Raw genomic sequence first — 20,405 nt, 5'->3', positions numbered from 1 at the left:
AGCAAGAGGGCGTTGGAATAAAAAAAACAACGTGCTATAGTATTTTTATGAGCGAAAAGAAATCTGACAATATCAAAACGCAGCAGCAAAGAGCAAAGTCGAAGCGATTATCCGGCAAGCAACGCACGCTTATCGCAGCCATACTTGTGCTGCTTATTACAACAGTCGGCATTTTCGGTATAATACGCTATAGCGATACCCGACGGCTGGATGTTGCATATTACGGCGTTCCCGAAAGTATTGCAACCACGATCAACGCCGTGCTTGAAAGCCCCGATAACGCAACAGTGCAAAAAAAATATTCACAGGTTCGGATCGTACAGCTGACGGAAAAAGATATTGGAAATACAAAGCGTATCGCAAAAAAGTACGATTTACTCTTTATGTGGAACGGCGCAAATGCGGCGAATGTAGCTGAAAAAGCCGTGGTGCTTCCGGAAAGTGTATACAATCTTTTTCCGGCATCAGTCAGACATACGGGAAAAGTTAATAATGTACCAAAAATGCTTCCACTACTGCTCGACCATTATGAACTTGCCTGTTATCGTACGTATCGAAATAATGCCGGACTTGCATTGCCGGAAACGTTCAACGAGCTTGAATCCTATTTGCATACCATTAAAGGCTATGCCGATTATCCTCTCATCTGTGCCGGAAAAGCAGATGCAACACTGATGGCATTTATAAGCGCTTTTGCAGAATCGCTTGCCGGAAGTGAGGGCTATGCAACCCTTGTCAAAGCAACAGCACATGCAGACCGTTTATCCGATGTGCTTGATGTGCCTCTTGGAAAGAATATATCGCTTGCTTCTATTTTAGGCATAATAAAACAATGGCAACATGATGGGCTTATCCATTCGCAATGGTACAATGTTACGGAAAAAGATATTGGGAGCTATATGGAAGAACATCGGCTTGGCGCAATTTTTATGCCGCTTTCCGAACATCGTGTTAAACCGTTTATCCTTATTAAGTATTATGACGCCGTACAATTCCCAAAAGGTGATGTTACAAACCATGCACTCATAGCCCCGGAGCTGGTTGGTATGGCATTTCGGAACGATGCGTCGCAACTTGCCGTGCTCGAACATTTTGCCCATACGGATCTACAGATGCTTCTCTCGCAGCATTCAAAGCTTGCCCCTGCTTCCGCTCGAGCGGAAGCGCATGATGTACAGGCTGATGACGTCCGATTTTGGGCAGCCTCCTGCACTGACGGTCCGGTACCGGAATTGGGAACAGCAGCATTTGTATCACAGGTAAAAACAGCCATGTTCGCTGAAGAAATCCGCACATATATGGAATTGGGAACCCGCTGATTCTATTAATGGGCATCTCTAAAAACCTCAGTTTTTTGGAGATGCCCTATAACCTATAATAAGTAATCAAAAAATATTTTTTATCGCCGGGAGTGATATACAAAACATCATCATCGCATTTGCCCAAGAATAATTCTTATTTATTTTTATGGCAAAAAATAAAAACCTCGTTTATACTTATAGTAATAGAACAACGCTTATATCTCAGTGTGTTCATAGATACTTCTCTCGGTTTTTGCGGAATACGCCTCTGCAAATATCATAAAAGGAGGATATATGCCGAAAGTATTATCGATTATCTTGGGAGGCGGAAAAGGAACCCGTTTATACCCACTTACTCAATCCCGTTCAAAGCCGGCCGTACCGTTCGGAGGGAAACACCGTATCGTCGACATACCTATCTCCAACTGTATCAATTCCGGTCTTAGACAAATTTATGTATTGACTCAATTTAACTCCGCATCGCTGCATCTGCACATTGCGCGGGCATACCGCTTTGACAGTTTTTCAAACGGTTTTGTCGAAATTCTTGCTGCAGAGCAAACGTTTGAACATTCAGGCTGGTACGAAGGTACCGCGGACGCAGTAAGAAAAAATTTTACGCACTTTAAAACGCAAGATCCGAAATACTATATCATCCTTTCAGGCGATCAATTATATCGTATGAATTTACAAGATTTCTTAGCGCAGCACGAAGCTTCCGGAGCAGACATCACTATCGCGTGTACGGCGGTCAACCGTCGCGACGCTTCCGGATTCGGTATTATGCAGATCGATAAACAATCGAATATCACCGCTTTTATGGAAAAACCCGGCCCTGACAAAAATATTGACGAATGGAAGATTCCTGCACAGTCGGGTATTTCGGTCGCAAGCCCCGATAAAGAATATCTCGCTTCGATGGGTATTTACATCTTTAATGCAAAGGCGATGGAAGACTGCTTAAACAACAGCATGACGGACTTCGGAAAAGAAATTATCCCCGCTTCGATTAAAGATCATAAGGTTTCGGCATTTGTGCATAACGGCTATTGGGAAGACATCGGTACCATTCGCAGCTTCTACGAAGCAAACCTCGATTTAACGGAAATTACGCCGCAGTTTAACTTTTATGATGCGGAAGCGCCGATTTATACCCACTACCGAAATCTGCCGGCTTCAAAAATTAATGGAGCGCAGTTGGATCGTGTTACCTGTAGTGAAGGTTGTGTTATTACCTATGCGACAATTACCCGATCCGTAATCGGTATTAGAACCATTATCGAATCCGGCAGCGTATTGGAAGGAGTTGTCTGCATGGGAGCGGACTACTACGAATCCGAAAGCAGTAAGGCAGGAGATGAAAAAGCCGATATTCCTTGTGTCGGTATCGGGAAAAATTGCCATATTAAAAAAGCGATTATCGACAAAAATGCACGAATCGGGCATAACGTATCCATCGGTATGGGGGAAATTCCGCCCGACGGCGACTACGGCTATTATCACGTTGTTGACCGCATTTACGTTATCACCAAAAACGCAATTATCCCTGACAACACCGTCATTTAACAAAAAGGGCAGCCGCTTGCAGTCTTTCCAATGCGGTTGCCCTTCCCTGCTGAACTTTTTCTTTATTATTTTATTTTATATTCCTGATACTTTTAAACGGCTCGTTTATAAAGTCTTTTTAAACCATGCAATCGTTTCGCCGGTAAGGGTATGCAGCATAGTTAAGTCGCCGGAAAAAACAAGGAACGTATGATCAGCGCCTTCCAGAATAAGGGCGCGGCTTTTTTTGTTCTTGGCGCCGGCTGCTATCGTCTGTGCTACGGAAGGCAGCACTACATCATCTTTGGAGCCTGCGATGGCTAAAATCGGGGCTTTAATCGCAGCAAGTTCCGCCGGATAATTGATTGCCATTGCATTTTCATAATAAGCGGGGCTTTGTTTAAGCGGCGGCCGCCATGAATAGGTTACTTCATAATAACCGTTTTTCTTTGCTATTTCGTATTGTTCTTGTTCCCCGCTTTTCTGATCGTAGGCACCTGCCCATGTAAGCACACTTTTGAAGACATCATTCCGTGCAGCTGCTAAAAGAGCGAGCCTTCCGCCTTGACTCCATCCCATAATCCCGATTCTTTTTGCATCGATATTCTTCAATGCACAAAGATATCGATAGCAGCTCAGAGCATCTGCGATGCCTTTATCATAGGTAAAGTCGATATAATCACCCTTGCTGTCGCCGTTTCCAATGTAATCGAACCGAATGGTTGCAATACCGGCACGTGCCATTTCAGGCGCAGTGTAATCGTAGGCCATACCTGCCTCATGGCGGTTTGAACCGTTTCCATGCAGCATCACCACTGCGGGAAACTTTTCGTCGGCTTTTCCTTTAGGAAGGGTCAGCGTAGCAGGAATTTCATGATCTCCTGCGGTGATAAATATATCTTGTTCGGTATATTCATACTCTTTCGCACCCGCAGAGGCAAAAACCGGTATCAGCATTGCAGCCGATACACATACAACACAGAGCAATTTTTTCATAACATCTCCTATAAAAAATTGTTGCCGCGGATTGTAGCACATTTAATTACCGCTCTACAATATCGCGCTGCCATGTACAATACTAGGTAAAGGTAGATTACAATGCTTCAACATCTTCTTTGGTAAGCCCGGTTGCCTGTGCTATTTTTTGTACGGATAAGCCGAATTGCAATAAGTTCTTTGCCGTTTCAAGTTTGGCTTGGCGGGAGCCTTCGGCTTTACCTCTTGCTTCACCTTCAGCTCTACCGCGTTCAAGGCCTTTCCGTTCAGACTCGTTTATCATCGAGAGCCGGTCGCTTTCATATTCCCACGCTGCCTCATACCGCTTCCGCTCTTGCTCATCCAGATAAAAAATATCCATCACTTTGTTTGCCTTCGCCATTACCGGATTCCCTTGTGCTAACATGGCTCTCTCCTCCTATCTTTTGAAAACATGCAGGCATCTACTTCGTTATTTCACAAAAATTAGTCCTCGACGTGCAAAAGCACGCCTGCGGGTAATTTTTGTTCATGCCTCGTATCTGCTCTGCCTCTTTTCAAAAGCGCTGGTTATGATAAATCACAGCTAGTTTATCACTTTTTGACCTTTATCGGTAGAGACTTTTTCCCACATCTGTTCCGCCAAGGATGGCGGTGATTCCACGCAGCAGCGATGTTTTGCCGAATGGCAAAACTCGTGTTTTCCGATAGACACGGATGTCTATCGGAAAACGACATCTCTACATCGATTTTACGGCCGTCGTGTAAGCGGATTTTAATGTCGAGCCGCCCGGTTTTATCGTTGTAGAATCGGGGAATCTGTTCGCTGTTTTCGATGCGAACATCGTCAAAATCATCTTTGCTCAAAAGGGTAACCAAAGAGAGGAACTCAATCATGATATCTTTGTTTTCCTCGGTACCAAAGAGCTTTTTGAATGCGTAGTCGTTTCGAGCGGTGAACCGCATCGAGCTGCTGTGGGATTTGCTCATTTTCATACCTCCTACAGTCCTTATGCGACTTTTGGAGCAAAATGGCAGGAAAAATTCATCATTTCTTAACTAAATCTAACTGAGTATTTAGCATAGCTCATGAATGATAAAAATATCCGGTTATGCTCTATCAATATTGCCATTACGTATCGGTCTTAGTATTATCCTTACGATATGAGTGAACAAGCGGATGTGCGGGAAGCGCTTCATCAATATGCGCTGTCGGCGCCTAAAACCAGCGGCGTGTATCTGTGGCGGGATGAAAAAGATATCGTTATTTATGTCGGAAAGGCGAAATCGCTCAAGAATAGATTGAGTTCGTATTTTGCGTCAAAGCGGGATATTAAAACCCGTATCCTCGTTTCGCGTGCGCGCCGCATCGAGTATATTCAAACCGATAATGAGTATGAGGCGTTGCTGCTTGAAAATAATCTGATTAAAAAATATAAGCCGCGCTACAATATCAATCTCAAAGACGGGAAAACCTATCCCGTACTCAAAATTACCAATGAACGCTATCCGCGGCTGTACCGAACGCGGCGGATACAAAACGACGGCGCCCGGTATTTCGGCCCCTTTCCTAATGTGCCCGCTGTTGATGATTTTTTGTCGCTCATTAAACGGACATATACACTGAGGCAATGCAAGCGCTTAAAGAAGCGTGAACCCTGTCTGTATTTCCATATCGGCCGCTGCAGTGCGCCCTGTGCGGATAAAATTTCCGAAACCGACTATCGGAAGGATATTGATGAAATTGCGCTGCTGCTTGAAGGAGACTTGAAAAAACCGCTCGCCGAATTAACGGAAAAGATGAAAGCCGCAGCAGCAGCCCGCGAATTTGAAAAGGCCGCCCGTATCAGAGACGGGATGCAAGCGGTACGGGCGCTTCGAGGCCAAAACTCCGTTGAAGATATGGATCCTGAAGCCCGCGACTATATCGGATGGGCGGCGGAGGGAGCGCTGATTACCTTTACGGTCTTTAAAATGCGGGGTGGCAAGGTTGTCGGACGGGACTTATACCGAACGGAAAGTCTCAAAGATGAAGCCGAGGTATTACCCGAATTTTTAATCGCATACTATACCGACCCGAAGCAGACTCCGCCGCATATCTTCGTGTGTGCGGGACAGGAATATGAACTCGCAGAGCAATGGTTTGCCGACCAGCTCGGCGTTAAAGTTACCATCACGGCGATTCCGTTGGAAGATCGGAAACAAGCCTCTGCAACGGATACGGAAAGCCTCACCGCTGTGAACGAACATTCATATCGTATTGATAACACCGAAGCGGCAGCCGCCGAAAAAACGCCGGTATATGGCGCCGCAATACTTCGGCGGCATAAAGCGGCACTTGCAATGGCGCAGTTTAACGCCAAAGAGGATGCTGCCCGCCGTGTAAAGGAGCTGGGTGACTTCCCTGCCCTGGAAGAGCTCCAAAAAATATTATCGCTTGACCGGCCGCCCCACCGTATCGAAGGTTTCGATATCGCTCATTTGCACGGCAAGTACACCGTTGCAAGCCTCATCTCGTTTAAGGACGGCAATCCCGACAAAAAGAACTACCGGATTTTCAGGCTGCGCACTACGGACGGCATTATCGACGACTATGCCTCCATGCGGGAAGCGGTGGCGCGGCGGTATACCCGTTTGCTGAACGAGGCGGCGGAGCTACCCGACCTGATTATGATAGACGGCGGCATCGGACAGGTCAATGCGGCCAAGGCGGTACTCGATGCCTTGGAGCTTGACATTCCGTTAGTGGGGCTTGCAGAAAAAAATGAAGAGCTCTACCGGCCGCATATCAACAAGCCGATTGTACTGCCGCGGCGGAGCGCAGCCTTACGGGTTCTCCAGCGGGTACGCGACGAAACGCACCGGTTTGCCAACACCCGCAACAACCGGTTACGCTCAAAAGAGGAATTACACTTACGGTTTGAACAGCTGCCCCACATCGGGGAAAAACGGGCTGCGCGTTTGCTGCGCAGCTTTTCAAGTATTGAAAAGCTTGCAGCCGCTTCCGTGGAAGCGGCTGCCGCCGCGGCGCGGATCACGCAAGCTCAAGCGGAAGAAGTCATTGCCGCCGCCCGGAAAACGGCTCTTAAAAATGCCCTATAGGTAATATTTCCGATGCGGTTTATCTTGGGCGTTTGGCCGTACTACGTCTATCTCCGCTTTTGACACATAAAAGCCATTTTTCGGGTTCGGGGATTTCAAATGTTAAATGTTCTCCCGTAAACGGATGATTAAATTCGAGCGTCCGCGCATGAAGGGCAAGCCGTCCAAAAGGATTGGTCTTTGCTCGGTAATTTTCATCTCCGGCAAGAACATACCCTTTTGATGCCAAATGTGCCCGAATTTGATTCTTTCGTCCCGTTTCAAGGCTTAATTCAAAAAGCGTATGATGCACACCGCGCTCAATTATTTTGTAATGAGTTATAGCGCTTACCGTCTTAAAGCGGGCTTTATCATGCGGAACAAACCCTCGATTGTGCGCATTGTATGCAATTTCATCGTTAATCGTACCGCTGTTCTTAATTACGCCGAGCGTGCTCCGCGCATAATTTTCCTTCGCAGGGTTTTCCGCAACGGCACGGTAAATACGCCCCGTGACAAGAGTCTGCCAATGATCCATAATCTTTTTTTGGGATTTTTCCGTCATTGCAAACATCATTACCCCTGATGTTTCTCGATCAAGGCGGTGAACCGCAAACGGTCTATGAGCTTGAGAATACGTCCCCTTTTTGCGCATTATTCGCTCAAGAATTTCAAGAGCAGTCTGCGCACGGCTCCCCGGATACGGCACGGAAAGCATTCCGTCCGGCTTGTAAATCACCGCAAGATACTCATCTTCATACAGAATTGTAACTTTTTCCCGCTCGAAATCTCGCTTGTGTTTCTTTTTACATCTTGTTCCGGCTGTCATACTAGGATTCTCTTTTTCCCTTTGCCCGCCGTTTCCGCCGGAATATGAAAAAGGGAAGCGGGCGTTGTGTGCTATTGGTTTATGGAGAACGGTTTTATTCATACAAATATACAATCACAAAAGGTATCATATGTACAGTATGAATTGTCGAAGACAATGCGCTGCCTTGCAATTTTTAATGTTCGTTGCTATAATTTTGTCATCATACTCTGTGGAGGAGCCTTATGAAAAAGATATCCCGTTATTTTGTTCTCTGCGTTTTGCTGTTTGGAGCTATAAGCGTATTTCCGCTTGCTGCCGAATCAAAAGAAGCTGATGTGTATTACGTTAATACCCAGCTTTTAAAAATATTTCCCCATCCAAAAGGATACTATGTTATCTATCGGCGAGCAGGTTTAAATACCGGAGAGGCCTTTATCCCGTTTGAATGGTTTAGCCCGAAAGAAGGCAAAGCGGATATTTCATTCATTAATACCCGCATTAATCCGTATTTGTCTTTCTTTATCCGTGACGGAAAATGTGAATACATTAGAATTTCTGCCCCGCGGCAAGATTTAAATACTTCAACATGGGGTATATTACCCAATCCCCAACAGTACAATGATAAATTTGACGGGGTAGAGACACTCGCACTTGAATTCTAATCTATACCGAAAGTGGGCATAAAGAGCTCTAAAAATTCGATTGATTTTCAGAGCTCCCCGTCATCTTAACACTATGTGCCCGTTTTCCATTTAAACTTAGGTTATTCATGAATAATATTATTACACCTGCCGTTCCGCAAAAGTTAATCGATTTTTTACATTTCTATCCGATGTTCCTCATAGTCGGCCATAAAGAGCCTGACGGAGATTGTATCGGAAGCAGTATCGCAATGTCACTTTTTTTACAACGACTGGGAAAAAAGACACAGATGCTCTCTGCCGGACCGTTCCAGCGGTCGGAAATTCGGATGTATGAACCGCTTTTTTCCGCTCATGTGCCGGAATCACTCATCAAAAACCCTGAAAAAACCGGTGTCATCATTGTTGACTGTTCCGGGATAGACCGAACGGGCAATATTGCTGAAGAACTTACATATTTTCCTTCGATCTGTATCGATCATCATGCCACCAATACGACAAATGAAGCAGGCTCGCTTGTATATGCGGAAGCTCCTTCAACAACATTTATTATCCAAACGATTATCGAAAAGATGACCGGCTCCGTAACACGGGAGGAAGCGGAGATGTTGTTCTTCGGTCTTTGTACCGATACCGGCTTTTTCCGTCACTTGGATGAACGGAGCGGCGAGGTTTTTGCTCATACTGCACGGCTGGTACAGGCAGGAGCAAACCCAAAATATACATTTGCAGCGATTAACGGCGGTAAATCTTTCGGTTCACGGATACTTATCTCGCGTGTATTAGCCCGCATGAAGCCGTATTATGACGGGAGACTCATCGTTTCGTATGAAACGTACCAAGACAAACAAGAAATCGGCATCGAGAACAGGGATTCCGATATGGCATATCAGCTTATTCAGAGCATCGCGGGGGTAAAGGCAATTTGTATTGTCCGACAGGATACCGAAACGCATTGTAGTGTCGGTTTTCGCTCCCTCGATACTATCGATGTCAGTATTATCGCATCCTCTTTCGGCGGCGGCGGACATAAGCAGGCCGCAGGGCTCTATATAGAAGGGATTGCCGAACAGTTGATACCTAAGTTCGTTGCGGCATTTGCCCCTCAGTTTCAAGATTGACATAACATTCGTTTTACAGTATACTATCCTGCGTTTTATTTTGAATAGATAAATCTAAGGAAGGTGAACTATGGCACGCAGATGCGATATTTGTGGGAAAGGGCCGATGAGCGGTAATACGGTTAGTAAATCGATGAATCACCAACGCCGCGTATGGCGCCCCAACCTTATCGACGTAAAAACGGAAATTGACGGTAGAACGTTAACATTGAAACTGTGTTCCCGCTGCTTAAAGAGCAACTATGTTGTTAAGAAAGTCTAAATATCCGTTTTTATTCTTACTAAAAAGAGTCCTCAGTAAGGACTCTTTTTTTATATCCGCCCTATAGTGTAAAAAGAAGCACGCAAATATGGAAATTTTGTGAGACTTTCCAGTATAAAAATATAACCTGAGGTATAAAGAATGATACGGTATACACATAAAAAAATAGTATGCATTTCGATTTTGCTAAGTACCTTGCTGTTTACGGCGCCGCTTCAACTGATAGCCCATCCGCACCTCTTTATTTCCGCTCAAACGGAGTTTGTATTAAATGAAGGAAAAGTCTTAGGGGCGTATGAAACATGGACGTTTGACCGTTTCTTCAGTGCGGATATTATTCAGGGCTACGATCTGAACCGAGACGGCCTTTTTGATAAAGCTGAAACAAAGGATGTCTATAACAATGCTTTTATCAACACTAAAAACTACTCGTATTTTACCTTTATCCGGCAGGGAGATAAGCGCCATAGCCCCGAAAAGGTAAGCGATTTTTCCGTATGGCAAAAAGACGGCATCGCTTCGTATCGATTTTATGTCGATTTGTCAAAATACAGCGGTGATTTTTATTTTGCCGTATACGATTACAGCTTTTTCTGTGATTTCCGGTATGATGAAAAATCTCCGGTACTCTTTCGCGGGTCTTTCGGTAAAACGGCTCCAAGATATACGATTGCCGAAAACAAAAAATATCCTGTGTACTACGACCCTTTCGATACCGCCGATATGACAACCATGTATGATTCGTGGAAACCGGGTTTGCAAACCTACTACCCAAAAGAAATTCATATTACCTACTAAGGAACACCGAATGCGATACGGAGTTATCTTGTTTGTATTCTGTATTATAACCGGTGCTCTTTGGGCAAACCCCTTTACCGGCAAAAAAAATACGCCTGCTCCCGTCCGCACGGAGAAGCCGGCTGATTTTATTGTAAACCGGCAAGCGCAGCTGCATACAAAGCTCGGCGATTCCATCTATGAGTGGACACAGACGCATTCGGCACAAGCATTTTGGACAATTATCGGACTCGCCTTCTTTTATGGGATTATGCATGCGTTGGGGCCGGGACACCGGAAAACCCTGGTGTTCTCATTTTATCTGACGAGAAAAGCCCCCGTGTGGGAGCCCGCCGTAACAAGCCTCACCTTAGCGGGGCTGCACGGCATAACCAGCCTCTTGTTACTGTTAATCTTCCGCAATGTGAGCGGCGCGTTATCCGCACATACCGACTCTGCAGCAATTTACCTTGAAGGTTTTTCCTTTATTCTTCTGCTGCTGCTTTCCGTAGCTTCCATCTTGCATCTGTTGTCCGGTGTATTCCCCAATCGGTTTCCCCGGCTTCGTTTCAGCCGCCGCTCACTCACGTCCGATCAAAGCAGCAACCCGGCATATAACACAGGCAACTACGGTTCCGCACGGTATAAAAACTACCGTTCACAGCACCGCAGCACAGAGAATATACAATGGGGCGCTTTTTTACTTAGCGGTATGTATCCCTGCCCCGCTGCCTTACTTGTACTGGTACTGGTTTCTACGTTGGATGCGGCAGGTATCGGCATCATCGCGGTTATCGGTATGTCGATAGGCATGGCAATTCCGATTACTGTCGCAGCATACCTCGCATGGACGGGACGGCAGCGTTTGTTTAAGCGAATCGGCAAAACGCAAAAATATGCCGAAACCGCCGCATTAGTGCTCTCGTTGGCAGCTTACAGCGCCATCTTTATTTTTTCGTTTATCGCAGTACTGCCTTTCATCAAAAGTGTGATAGGGTAACACCTCTCCCATTATCAACAACTTACCACATCTACTCTGTAGGTAATACAAAGAAGAACAGAAAGAAACTTGATTCGTGCAAGGGTTTAATACCCGTCATCCTCGGCAACGCTCGCATCGGGGGTGTTGATTTAGATTTGCGGCGTAAATTTTTCGGTAAAAAACACCAAGTTCTTTGCAAGGAATACGGCAGAATAGGTAACAATACTGCCTGCACATAAAAGCGCAAAGGGAATCCAAAAAGAATCGCCGAATTGGCTTAAATCGATTTTACCCATATCGCTGAATGGAAGGAGAATAAATCCGAGTATCAGAAATGTGCCGACCGCGATCCACGGAAGAATTGTTTTGTTTTGCTCCTGTCGGACAGCAATCGGTGCACTCTGTTTATTCAGCAAGTGTATTGCCCTCATCGTAGTATTGAGCATCCGCTCATCGGCTGCAATAGGTGTGTGCAGTATATGCCGTTGAACATTCTCTGCAGCCGCTATCCGGTTAACGGCTTGCCGACACGATGAACAGCATAAAAGGTGCAGCCTGAGTCCGGCTGAAAGAGGTTCATGTTTATCGAGTAAAAGATACTGATCTTGAAAAATATCACAATGCATAGAATCTCCATCCATAATTACTAATGAGGTACAACGGCCGGATACGCAAAATTCGATCCCCGATGTGTGTATTCAAAGACCGCACGGTCTTCTTTAAGATATTCCCGTAAAATCTTTTTTGCACGGAAAATATGGGATTTTATCGTGTTCAACGGTAGTTCGGTGACAGCCGCAATATCGGTATAACTCATATCGTAAAAGAAATAGAGGTCGATACAAATACGGTAACTATCGGGTAAATTACTTACTGCCTCACGCACCGACAAAATAATACATTCATTCAAATGTTTTTCTTCGGGATTATCCCCCCGATACTCAATTTCAGTACCGTCTGCAAGCGAGGTATAGCTCCGCCGTTTTTTAACCGAATTAATTGCCGTATTATAGGCGATACGCATCAGCCATGTTGCAAAAGAAGCTTCCGCACGAAACGTTCCCAATGCAGAGTATGCCTTTAGCATCACATCCTGCACAAAGTCTTCACAATCGTCGGTGTTGTCAAAAAAGCTCAACCCGAGCATATAAACTCGTTTTTGATATTGCGCCGCCAAAACGGCGAAAGCCTGTGTATTGCCGTTTAATACCGCTTTGCACACCTCGTAATCCCGCAGCGTTTGATTAAGCCCTTCTTTTTTATAAACGGCAGCATAATCGGTTGTCATATTCATCGCCTATCCCTCCGTTTTTCCTTCCGGCAAAGCAGCGAATTTTTGCCCTTCTTTATTCCAGCTGCGGTGCGTAATAGTATAAAAAAGAATAAGGCTGATACCAAGCGCCAGCGGGATAAGCCCGCCAAGTAGAATATAACCGACACCGGCAATAAGATAGAATAGTCCGAATAACACGCTGCCGATAACGGTCAGCATAATACCTAACAGCAAGCAAAAAAGGCGGATATTAACAGCGGGTTGGATATAGGTGTTCGTCTTAATTTGAAGCATAATCTGCTTATGCCGCCATAAAAAATAAAAAAAGACCAAAACACTTCCCATCACAATTCCAACAATCGGAATAACGGCGATAATAATCTGTACTGCGACCATTTTTACTGCTTCCTTCCTTATTAACTAATAGAGAATAACGAACTCTTCAAAGTAGATATTATGTATCGAGCCTAATACGAGCTGCTTATTTATCCGTTCCATAAGCGCCCGTTTTATATCCTGTGGCAATTCACTGCTGAGCCGATACGCACTTTCGAGAGAGAACCAATCGAGTATGCTTTTTTTAAGTGCTTCTTTTTGTGCAACCAGTTCTTCCTGAAACGCAGTATCCGAAGCCTTATATTCAAGGAAAGGCTTGAGGATAACAGTGATCGGCGGATTATCGGCTGTAACGGCGCGAAGCTGACCAAGGTCTCCATACAACGCATATTCCTTAGGAGGAATATAAACGGCGCCCGCATCCGATTCCTCATCCTGCCGGCCGGAAGCCCGTTCTTTTGTCTTTTTGACAACAGCGATAACTGTTCCGATTATGATAGCCGCAATCAGAACAATGATAATGCCTCGCAACAGCTTAAATAGTTTGTCCGACGGATATACACTCATATTTGTAGAAGTATACCAAAAAAAAGCGATTGACAAAAGCCTCTTTTTATCTATAATGTGTTCATTGCAATGCGCTTTTGCCCCGGTGGTGGAATTGGTAGACACGCTAGTTTCAGGTACTAGTGCTTTCACGGGCATGGGGGTTCAAGTCCCCCCCAGGGCAGTCCTTCTGTCAGATACGGAATGTATACAATAGATATCTCCGGATAACCGATGACCCTTTTCATTCAAACCCGCACCGCATAAGCTTTTTTTACCGATAATACAGTTTTACCGAAATAATCTTTTAGAAAGCGCTATATCAAAGGAGTTTCCTATGAAAGATAAAAAACGCGGATTTTTTCGTTCGATCTTTCGCGGTCTTAATCTTCTTCGCCTCATTATTCTTAATCTTATATTTTTCATTTTGCTTTTTCTATTTATTGCAGGTATTTACAAATACAATGACGGCACGGGGAAACAAAAAAATACCCGCATTACGGTTTATGCCGACTCCCTTTTATTGATTAATCCGGCAGGACGCCTTACCGAAAAACCGGATGAATTTGTCTGGCGGAATTACCTGCTGTCCGACACAACTTCCGATGCCGTGTTATTATCGGATATTACCGATGCATTACGCCACGCCGCACATGACCGGCGGATAACGGGAGTTTTACTCGATCTTACCGGTCTCTACGGTATTTCCACAGGACATTTTACCGAATTAAAGACGGCATTGCTTGAATATAAAGAGTCCAATAAACCACTCTATGCTTTTTCAACAAGCTACGGATTAGGACGCTATTACATTGCCTCTTTTGCCGACCATATCTACCTTGATCCTATGGGTGAGGTAGACTTATCGGGATTTTACACCGAATCGCTTTTCTACGGAGAAATGGAACATAAACTCGGCGTTCGATGGAATGTTGCCCATGCGGGAGCTTTCAAGTCGATGGCGGAAACTTATACCCGTACCGAAATGTCTGAAGGAGTGCGTAACAATAATCTATCCGTACTGAAAGACTTATGGCACACATACTTACAGGATATAGCCACAAACAGAGCCGCCGACGCGAATAGCTTTGAAGCCTATACGGTGAACTATAACGATACACTGCGGAAGGTAAACGGAAACAGCGCCCAAGCGGCACTTGATGCAAATCTGATCACCGATATCGGCACGTACGAAGAATGCGGCGTTGAACTCGGTGTATTGGATGAGGAAACATACAACCTTTCTTCACGGGATTTTATCAACTACAATAACTATAATAAGTCTTTTAAAAAGAAAGAAACGGATAATCGGATCGGAGTTATTTATTTAACCGGTTCGATTACGGGAACTACCGGCAATACTGCCGATAATGCGGACAGTCCTACCCTCGTAGATTTATTTGACGAAGCTGCTGATGACGATTCAATTAAAGCAGTAGTATTACGGATTAATTCGGGCGGCGGAGAGGTGAATGCTTCTGAGGATATACGGAGAAGTTTAGATAGATTGTCGAAAAAAATCGGAAAGCCTGTTGTTGTGTCGATGGGTGATATAGCAGCCTCGGGAGCATATTGGATTGCTTCTTCCGCCGACTATATTTTTTGCTCACCGTATACCATTACCGGTTCAATCGGTGTCTTTGCCGTTTCACCATCTATCCAAAAAGCGGTACAAGAATACTTCGGAATCCGCGCAGACGGAGTCAGTGTTTCCGGCCGTATGCCCTACTCAATTTTCCGCAATCCGACCGATGCAGAAAAAACGCAATCGGAATTGGAAGTTATGCATACATACTCAATCTTTTTAGATACGGTAGCGCAGGGCAGAAATCTCCCGCGTGCAACCGTTGAAGAATTAGCTCAAGGGAAAATTTATTCCGGAGCGCAGGCGAAGGAGTTGCAGCTCGCTGATGAATTAGGTGGTTTTACCGATGCCGTCAATTATGCCGCAACAAAGGCAGGCATAAAAGAAACGTATTCGTTAAAGGTTTTATATAAAGAGCCGCCCGTAGCCGATGAAATCTTAAAAACGCTGCTCGCAGAAAATGCCCGATTTTATAAAACCGCCGATCTGCAAGTATTGCACGAGCTTTTCGGACTGCACTCAAAAAAAGGCTTTTATGTATATACCCCAATCAAAGCACCAACGGAAGAGTGAAATCAAGCAAACGCATCAGACATTTCATCACTCAATGTACATCCGTGTACATTGAGTGATGGCGAATTTGCTATAAAGCAAATTCGCTGCTGTTTAATTCCCCCGCCATCCATGGCGGATTTGCAAAACCCCGCAGAAGGATGAGACTGTTCAACCGGAATTGAACTTCTTCGCGGTTCAAATGGTCTCACAGCCTATTTATTCGTGCGGAGGGTTTAATACCCCGACGCTTGCGTCGGGGTTGTTGATTTTGCGATTCTCATTTATTCCATCTGATGCGTTTGCTCTGCTACGCCGAAAACGGCGGCAGCTTATTCGCAGAGGAAGCAGGCAACTTGGTGGCCGTTTCCTTTGTCTTTTAGCTGCGGGATAGTGTTTTTGCAGTGCTCCATACGCTTGGGGCAGCGGTCGTAAAAATAACAGCCCGTGCGCTTTTCCGCAGGAGATGGTACGTCACCCGACAGGATAATCCGCTTGCGCTTGCGCTCGATTTCGGGATCGGGGATAGGCGCTGCGGAAAGGAGCGCTTCCGTGTACGGATGCAGCGGCTTTGAGTAAAGCTCTTCGGCATTCGCAATTTCTACGATAACGCCGAGGTACATAACCGCAACCCGCGTGGAAATATACTGAATAACGGCAAGGTCGTGCGCGATAAACACATAGGTAAGCCCGAACTCATCCTGCAAATCCTTAAAGAGGTTAAGAATCTGCGCTTGGATGGATACGTCGAGCGCGCTAACCGGCTCATCCGCAAGAATTAACTCCGGCTGAAGCGCAAGCGCACGGGCAATACCGATACGCTGCCGCTGCCCACCTGAAAACTCATGCGGATACCGGTTGCGGAAAAAGCGGGAAAGACCGACCTTTTCCATTAACACCTCGACACGGTCGTCAATTTCTTTTTTAGTATACGAAAGGATGCCGCGCTTCGTTAAAATCCGCATCGGCTCCGCGATAATATTTCCTGCCGTCATGCGCGGGTTCAGCGATGCATACGGGTCTTGGAATACCATCTGCATATCCTTACGCGCCTGCATCAGCGTATGGTGCGAACAACCGGCAAGCTCCATCCCCTTAAACAGAACAGAACCCGACGTCGGTGTATACAACTGCGCAATGGCGCGGGCTGCGGTTGATTTTCCGCAACCGGACTCCCCGACAAGGCCGAGCGTTTCACCCTTTTTGACCGAAAAACTGATGCCGTCCACCGCACGGATAGCGCCTTTCTTACGAGAAAAGAGGCCGCCTTCCGCAAACGGAAAATGCATCTTTAAATCCTTGACGGTCAATAATGCTTCCGATTCGTTATATTTTTCTTCCATAATAAGCGCCTCCTATTCGTTATTTCCCGCAGATTCAGCTGCATCACTATTCGATACGGCGGCCGATTCCTTGGCAGCGTTTCCCGACTGATAGAGCCAGCAGCTCGTGCGGTGACTGGGCGAAAGACTGTATGAAGCGGGATACTCCATCTTACACTGCGGCATCGCTTCACTGCAGCGCGGATAGAACGGACAGCACGGCGGCAAGTCGATAACATTCGGCGGTTGTCCGCTGATAGAGAACAGGCGCCCGGTATTTTTCTTGTCCATCCGCGGCACCGATTTAATCAGTCCGCGCGTATAGGGGTGCGCAGGATTTGCAAACAGTTCATCCACCCCACCCTGCTCTACAATACGCCCCGCGTACATAACACATACGCGGTCGCACATACCGGCCACCAATCCGAGCGAGTGTGTAATCAGGATAACAGCAGTACCGAGCCGGGCGCTCAAGTCTCCGATTAAGTCCAAAATCTGTGCCTGAATGGTAACGTCCAACGCGCTGGTCGGCTCGTCAGCAATCAGCACTTCGGGGTCGCAACTTAATCCCATCGCAATCATAACGCGCTGCCGCATACCACCGGAAAACTGGTGCGGATAGCAATCAACCCGCTTTTCCGCTGCGGGGATACCGACCAGCTTGAGCATTTCAATTGCCCGGTCACGCGCATCTTTCTTCGATAAGCCCTGATGCAGCCGGATTGTTTCTATCATCTGCGTCGAAATTTTTAAGAAAGGATTAAGACTCGTCATCGGGTCTTGGAAAATCATCGAGATTTTATTTCCCCGCAGCTGCCTAATCTCTTGCTTATCCATCTTGAGCACGTCTTTGCCGCCGAACCACACCTCACCGCCGATGATTTTTCCCGGAGGATTGGGAATAAGGTTCATAATCGCTAAGTTAGTTACGCTCTTTCCCGAACCGGACTCGCCGACAATCGCCAGCATTTCGCGTTTATGCAAATCGAAAGAAACACCGTCGACAGCCTTTACAATACCGGCATCAGTCCAGAACCACGTTTGTAAATTTTTAACCTGTAAGATTTTCTCGTCTGATTTTTGATTATTCATCGTTACACCCTATTTTTACTCTGAGGATCGAAGGCATCGCGGAGGCCGTCGCCGAGAAAGTTCATTGCAAATAAGAAAACCGTCATTGCGATTGCCGGAACCAACAGCTGCCACGGATAGAGCGTCATTACGTTTACACCATCGGACACAAGCGAGCCCCATGAAGCACGGGGTGCCGAAACACCGAGCCCTAAGAACGACAGAAAACTCTCATTCATAATAAAGCCCGGAATGGAAAGCGTTGAGTAAATGATGATGATACCGAGCGTATTCGGCAGTATGTGCCGGAAGATAATACGCGGCGTAGAAGCACCCATCGAACGGGCGGCTTCGACAAATTCGGCATTCTTTAAGCTGATAACCTGTCCGCGTACAACGCGTGCAATGGTCAACCACGAAACGAGCGCAATTGCGACAAACAGGATAACGATATTTTGCCCCAAGATCGCCATCATAATGATAACGACAAGCATATACGGCAAACCGTACATAATATCAACAAAGCGCATCAATACGTTATCGAGCCAGCCGCCGAAATAACCGCTCACCGCGCCGACCAGTACCCCGATAAAAAGCGAGGTAATCGTACCGATCAATCCGATCATAATGGAAATGCGGCCGCCGTATACGACACGGGCAAACATATCCCGTCCGAGCGCATCCGTACCTAAAAGATAGCGGCGGTTGTGCACCGGATTGTTCGCTACTTCCTGCTGTAAAGCCGCGAGTTCTTCCTTTTGTTTTTCGGAAAGGTCAGCACGGCCTTCTTTTTTTGCCGTACGCATCATATCCGCACGAAGAACGCGCACCATCATATCCCCGGCCTTACTAAGAGAAGGCGGCAAGTTTTGGTGGATAATCGTCTGTTCGGAATAAGAATAAATCGGCAGAAGCGGCGCTAAAAGCGAAAGCGCTGCATAAAAACCGACAATAAACAATCCGGTAAGCGCCATTTTATTTTTTTTCAGGCGTCGCCATGCGTCATCCCAGAGGGAAATCGGCTTCATCGATTGGTTAAATTCATTAACCGGAAGGCCGTCCTTCGTTTTAACCGGTGTAGCTTCCTGCGTTTGGTTTGTTCCGTCCGTCTGTTTAACGTCCATCTTAACCTCACTTATATGAAATGCGGGGATCGATAACCGCATAGAGAATATCAACAACAAAATTCATCAAAATCAAAATGATGGAATACATAACCACCGTTCCCATAATCAGCGTATAGTCGCGGTTAAGCGCAGACTGTACAAAGAAGGTACCGAGTCCGGGAACCAAGAATATTTTTTCGATAACAACAGAACCGGTGATAATACCCGCAAATGCCGGCCCAAGATAACTGATAACCGGCAACAGAGCGCCTTTTAATGCGTGCTTAAAGAGTACGACAGGATACGAGAGTCCCTTTGCATACGCCGTACGGATATAATCCGAGCGTAGCACCTCCAACACACTAGCGCGGGAAAGGCGGGCAATGTATGCAAAATACGGTAATGACAGCGCAAGCGCCGGCATAATAAGCGTTTTAAGCCCCTGACGGCCAGTAATCCAGCCGGAGGTCGGCAGCCATTTTAATTTTACCGCAAAAAGGAGCATTAACAACGGGCCGACAACAAAAAGCGGTACCGAAATACCGATAACCGCTATGGACATCGACGCATAGTCGGCAATGGAATTCCGCTTTACCGCAGAAACAAGCCCAACCAGCAAGCCGAACACAAGAGCGCTGCAAAGAGCGGTAATACCGAGAATAAGAGAATTCGGCATCGTATTGCCGATTAAGTCATTGACAGTGTAATCTTTATATCTGAACGACGGGCCGAGGTCTCCTCGCAGCATATTCCCCAAATACCGCACATACTGCTTGGGCAGCGGTTCATCCAAATGATAGACTTTATTGATGTTTGCGAGCACCTCAGGCGGAGGATTTCGTTCAGCGGAAAAAGGGCCGCCGGGCGCAACTTTCATGATAAAAAAGCTGAATGTTACAATTAAAAAAAGCGTCGGAATCAAACTGATTAACCGGCGTATGATAAATCGAATCATGCTTCCCCCAAAATTTGTATATGTTTACGGAAGCATTGATAGGATAAAAAAATGAGTACACCGATTGCATCATGCATTATGCTAAACCGGTATCCTTGCGAATGATATCAATACTCCATACTCACATTTTTTAATTTAAAGAAGCGCGGGGATGTCTCAAAAG

The 20,405-nt window shown here is 46.0% G+C and carries 21 protein-coding genes and 1 tRNA gene; 10 read left to right on the top strand and 12 right to left on the bottom strand.

Annotated features, from left to right (window positions below; translation table 11 throughout):
- Positions 1-47: 47 nt before the first annotated feature.
- Together E4N69_RS03795 and E4N69_RS03790 are read left to right on the top strand one after the other, a co-directional pair.
- A complete protein-coding gene (locus E4N69_RS03795; RefSeq protein WP_253824562.1) occupies positions 48-1,319 on the top strand; it encodes a hypothetical protein in 1,272 nt (423 codons plus the stop codon).
- Between the two features lie 276 nt (positions 1,320-1,595).
- On the top strand, positions 1,596-2,867 hold the full coding sequence (locus tag E4N69_RS03790; protein WP_253824561.1) for a glucose-1-phosphate adenylyltransferase: 1,272 nt from the start codon (positions 1,596-1,598) through the stop codon (positions 2,865-2,867).
- A gap of 105 nt (positions 2,868-2,972) precedes the next feature.
- On the opposite strand, the gene E4N69_RS03785 is transcribed toward E4N69_RS03790, so the two are convergent.
- The 3 genes from E4N69_RS03785 to E4N69_RS03775 form a co-directional block, all read right to left on the bottom strand.
- Positions 2,973-3,842 (bottom strand): alpha/beta hydrolase family protein, encoded by an 870-nt coding sequence (locus E4N69_RS03785; protein ID WP_162662778.1) that lies wholly within the window; start codon positions 3,840-3,842, stop codon positions 2,973-2,975.
- A gap of 97 nt (positions 3,843-3,939) precedes the next feature.
- Positions 3,940-4,248 carry a hypothetical protein gene (locus E4N69_RS03780; protein ID WP_203232441.1) on the bottom strand — a complete coding sequence of 103 codons (309 nt, stop codon included), beginning with the start codon at positions 4,246-4,248 and terminating at the stop codon, positions 3,940-3,942.
- A 167-nt stretch (positions 4,249-4,415) separates the two neighbouring features.
- Positions 4,416-4,811 carry an Rpn family recombination-promoting nuclease/putative transposase gene (locus E4N69_RS03775; protein ID WP_230978009.1) on the bottom strand — a complete coding sequence of 132 codons (396 nt, stop codon included), beginning with the start codon at positions 4,809-4,811 and terminating at the stop codon, positions 4,416-4,418.
- A 174-nt stretch (positions 4,812-4,985) separates the two neighbouring features.
- On the opposite strand from E4N69_RS03775, the gene uvrC reads away from it, so the two are divergent.
- Positions 4,986-6,923, top strand: coding sequence for an excinuclease ABC subunit UvrC (gene uvrC, locus E4N69_RS03770; protein ID WP_253824560.1), 1,938 nt, complete (start codon positions 4,986-4,988; stop codon positions 6,921-6,923).
- A 19-nt stretch (positions 6,924-6,942) separates the two neighbouring features.
- On the opposite strand, the gene E4N69_RS03765 is transcribed toward uvrC, so the two are convergent.
- Complete coding sequence (locus E4N69_RS03765) at positions 6,943-7,833, bottom strand: RluA family pseudouridine synthase (RefSeq protein WP_253824559.1); 891 nt, start codon at positions 7,831-7,833, stop codon at positions 6,943-6,945.
- A gap of 122 nt (positions 7,834-7,955) precedes the next feature.
- Here E4N69_RS03765 and E4N69_RS03760 point away from each other — a divergent pair, with 122 nt between their 5' ends.
- The 5 genes from E4N69_RS03760 to E4N69_RS03740 all read left to right on the top strand — a co-directional run bounded on the left by E4N69_RS03760 (position 7,956) and on the right by E4N69_RS03740 (position 11,514).
- Positions 7,956-8,375: a hypothetical protein gene (locus E4N69_RS03760; protein WP_253715232.1), complete on the top strand. Its 420-nt coding sequence runs from the start codon at positions 7,956-7,958 to the stop codon at positions 8,373-8,375.
- Between the two features lie 107 nt (positions 8,376-8,482).
- Complete coding sequence (locus E4N69_RS03755; protein ID WP_253824558.1) at positions 8,483-9,475, top strand: DHH family phosphoesterase; 993 nt, start codon at positions 8,483-8,485, stop codon at positions 9,473-9,475.
- A 70-nt stretch (positions 9,476-9,545) separates the two neighbouring features.
- Positions 9,546-9,737 carry a 50S ribosomal protein L28 gene (rpmB, locus tag E4N69_RS03750; protein ID WP_006189625.1) on the top strand — a complete coding sequence of 64 codons (192 nt, stop codon included), beginning with the start codon at positions 9,546-9,548 and terminating at the stop codon, positions 9,735-9,737.
- Positions 9,738-9,878: 141 nt separating this feature from the next.
- On the top strand, positions 9,879-10,535 hold the full coding sequence (locus tag E4N69_RS03745) for a DUF1007 family protein (protein WP_253715229.1): 657 nt from the start codon (positions 9,879-9,881) through the stop codon (positions 10,533-10,535).
- 10 nt (positions 10,536-10,545) lie between these two features.
- Positions 10,546-11,514, top strand: a complete 969-nt coding sequence (locus tag E4N69_RS03740; RefSeq protein WP_253824557.1) for a HoxN/HupN/NixA family nickel/cobalt transporter — start codon at positions 10,546-10,548, stop codon at positions 11,512-11,514.
- Positions 11,515-11,645: 131 nt separating this feature from the next.
- Here E4N69_RS03740 and E4N69_RS03735 read toward each other — a convergent pair whose 3' ends face one another.
- The 4 genes from E4N69_RS03735 to E4N69_RS03720 are packed head-to-tail and all read right to left on the bottom strand — an operon-like array spanning position 11,646 to position 13,672.
- Positions 11,646-12,122 (bottom strand): hypothetical protein, encoded by a 477-nt coding sequence (locus E4N69_RS03735; protein ID WP_253824556.1) that lies wholly within the window; start codon positions 12,120-12,122, stop codon positions 11,646-11,648.
- Between the two features lie 20 nt (positions 12,123-12,142).
- Positions 12,143-12,790: an RNA polymerase sigma factor gene (locus E4N69_RS03730; protein ID WP_162662762.1), complete on the bottom strand. Its 648-nt coding sequence runs from the start codon at positions 12,788-12,790 to the stop codon at positions 12,143-12,145.
- A gap of 3 nt (positions 12,791-12,793) precedes the next feature.
- On the bottom strand, positions 12,794-13,165 hold the full coding sequence (locus E4N69_RS03725) for a hypothetical protein (RefSeq protein WP_162662760.1): 372 nt from the start codon (positions 13,163-13,165) through the stop codon (positions 12,794-12,796).
- A 24-nt stretch (positions 13,166-13,189) separates the two neighbouring features.
- Positions 13,190-13,672 (bottom strand): flagellar basal body-associated FliL family protein, encoded by a 483-nt coding sequence (locus E4N69_RS03720; RefSeq protein ID WP_253715225.1) that lies wholly within the window; start codon positions 13,670-13,672, stop codon positions 13,190-13,192.
- A gap of 79 nt (positions 13,673-13,751) precedes the next feature.
- Between E4N69_RS03720 and E4N69_RS03715 the strand changes: the two genes are divergently transcribed.
- Positions 13,752-13,835, top strand: a tRNA-Leu gene (locus E4N69_RS03715).
- Between the two features lie 153 nt (positions 13,836-13,988).
- On the top strand, positions 13,989-15,809 hold the full coding sequence (gene sppA / locus E4N69_RS03710) for a signal peptide peptidase SppA (protein WP_253824555.1): 1,821 nt from the start codon (positions 13,989-13,991) through the stop codon (positions 15,807-15,809).
- Positions 15,810-16,120: 311 nt separating this feature from the next.
- On the opposite strand, the gene E4N69_RS03705 is transcribed toward sppA, so the two are convergent.
- The 4 genes from E4N69_RS03705 to oppB are packed head-to-tail and all read right to left on the bottom strand — an operon-like array spanning position 16,121 to position 20,242.
- Positions 16,121-17,131 carry an ABC transporter ATP-binding protein gene (locus E4N69_RS03705; protein WP_305880072.1) on the bottom strand — a complete coding sequence of 337 codons (1,011 nt, stop codon included), beginning with the start codon at positions 17,129-17,131 and terminating at the stop codon, positions 16,121-16,123.
- 12 nt (positions 17,132-17,143) lie between these two features.
- Positions 17,144-18,202, bottom strand: a complete 1,059-nt coding sequence (locus E4N69_RS03700; RefSeq protein ID WP_253824554.1) for an ABC transporter ATP-binding protein — start codon at positions 18,200-18,202, stop codon at positions 17,144-17,146.
- A 2-nt stretch (positions 18,203-18,204) separates the two neighbouring features.
- The gene (locus E4N69_RS03695) at positions 18,205-19,305 is read right to left on the bottom strand and encodes an ABC transporter permease (protein ID WP_162662750.1); all 1,101 of its coding nucleotides are present in this window, start codon (positions 19,303-19,305) and stop codon (positions 18,205-18,207) included.
- A 7-nt stretch (positions 19,306-19,312) separates the two neighbouring features.
- Complete coding sequence (gene oppB, locus E4N69_RS03690) at positions 19,313-20,242, bottom strand: oligopeptide ABC transporter permease OppB (RefSeq protein WP_253715220.1); 930 nt, start codon at positions 20,240-20,242, stop codon at positions 19,313-19,315.
- Positions 20,243-20,405 lie beyond the last annotated feature (163 nt).

Source organism: Treponema sp. OMZ 906 (genome assembly GCF_024181185.1).
Classification (GTDB): domain Bacteria; phylum Spirochaetota; class Spirochaetia; order Treponematales; family Treponemataceae; genus Treponema.
This window is presented reverse-complemented; position numbering and strand designations above follow the sequence as displayed.

Excerpts from the sequence above, each read along its gene's own strand:
- E4N69_RS03720 (WP_253715225.1), bottom strand. The coding sequence starts at position 13,672 with ATGAGTGTATATCCGTCGGACAAACTATTTAAGCTGTTGCGAGGCATT.
- E4N69_RS03760 (WP_253715232.1), top strand. The coding sequence starts at position 7,956 with ATGAAAAAGATATCCCGTTATTTTGTTCTCTGCGTTTTGCTGTTTGGA.
- E4N69_RS03775 (WP_230978009.1), bottom strand. The coding sequence starts at position 4,811 with ATGAGCAAATCCCACAGCAGCTCGATGCGGTTCACCGCTCGAAACGAC.
- oppB (WP_253715220.1), bottom strand. The coding sequence starts at position 20,242 with ATGATTCGATTTATCATACGCCGGTTAATCAGTTTGATTCCGACGCTT.
- E4N69_RS03795 (WP_253824562.1), top strand. The coding sequence starts at position 48 with ATGAGCGAAAAGAAATCTGACAATATCAAAACGCAGCAGCAAAGAGCA.
- E4N69_RS03745 (WP_253715229.1), top strand. The coding sequence starts at position 9,879 with ATGATACGGTATACACATAAAAAAATAGTATGCATTTCGATTTTGCTA.
- E4N69_RS03765 (WP_253824559.1), bottom strand. The coding sequence starts at position 7,833 with ATGAATAAAACCGTTCTCCATAAACCAATAGCACACAACGCCCGCTTC.
- E4N69_RS03755 (WP_253824558.1), top strand. The coding sequence starts at position 8,483 with ATGAATAATATTATTACACCTGCCGTTCCGCAAAAGTTAATCGATTTT.
- E4N69_RS03730 (WP_162662762.1), bottom strand. The coding sequence starts at position 12,790 with ATGAATATGACAACCGATTATGCTGCCGTTTATAAAAAAGAAGGGCTT.
- E4N69_RS03695 (WP_162662750.1), bottom strand. The coding sequence starts at position 19,305 with ATGGACGTTAAACAGACGGACGGAACAAACCAAACGCAGGAAGCTACA.
- E4N69_RS03740 (WP_253824557.1), top strand. The coding sequence starts at position 10,546 with ATGCGATACGGAGTTATCTTGTTTGTATTCTGTATTATAACCGGTGCT.
- E4N69_RS03785 (WP_162662778.1), bottom strand. The coding sequence starts at position 3,842 with ATGAAAAAATTGCTCTGTGTTGTATGTGTATCGGCTGCAATGCTGATA.
- sppA (WP_253824555.1), top strand. The coding sequence starts at position 13,989 with ATGAAAGATAAAAAACGCGGATTTTTTCGTTCGATCTTTCGCGGTCTT.
- E4N69_RS03790 (WP_253824561.1), top strand. The coding sequence starts at position 1,596 with ATGCCGAAAGTATTATCGATTATCTTGGGAGGCGGAAAAGGAACCCGT.
- uvrC (WP_253824560.1), top strand. The coding sequence starts at position 4,986 with ATGAGTGAACAAGCGGATGTGCGGGAAGCGCTTCATCAATATGCGCTG.
- E4N69_RS03735 (WP_253824556.1), bottom strand. The coding sequence starts at position 12,122 with ATGCATTGTGATATTTTTCAAGATCAGTATCTTTTACTCGATAAACAT.
- E4N69_RS03705 (WP_305880072.1), bottom strand. The coding sequence starts at position 17,131 with ATGGAAGAAAAATATAACGAATCGGAAGCATTATTGACCGTCAAGGAT.
- E4N69_RS03725 (WP_162662760.1), bottom strand. The coding sequence starts at position 13,165 with ATGGTCGCAGTACAGATTATTATCGCCGTTATTCCGATTGTTGGAATT.
- E4N69_RS03700 (WP_253824554.1), bottom strand. The coding sequence starts at position 18,202 with ATGAATAATCAAAAATCAGACGAGAAAATCTTACAGGTTAAAAATTTA.
- rpmB (WP_006189625.1), top strand. The coding sequence starts at position 9,546 with ATGGCACGCAGATGCGATATTTGTGGGAAAGGGCCGATGAGCGGTAAT.
- E4N69_RS03780 (WP_203232441.1), bottom strand. The coding sequence starts at position 4,248 with ATGTTAGCACAAGGGAATCCGGTAATGGCGAAGGCAAACAAAGTGATG.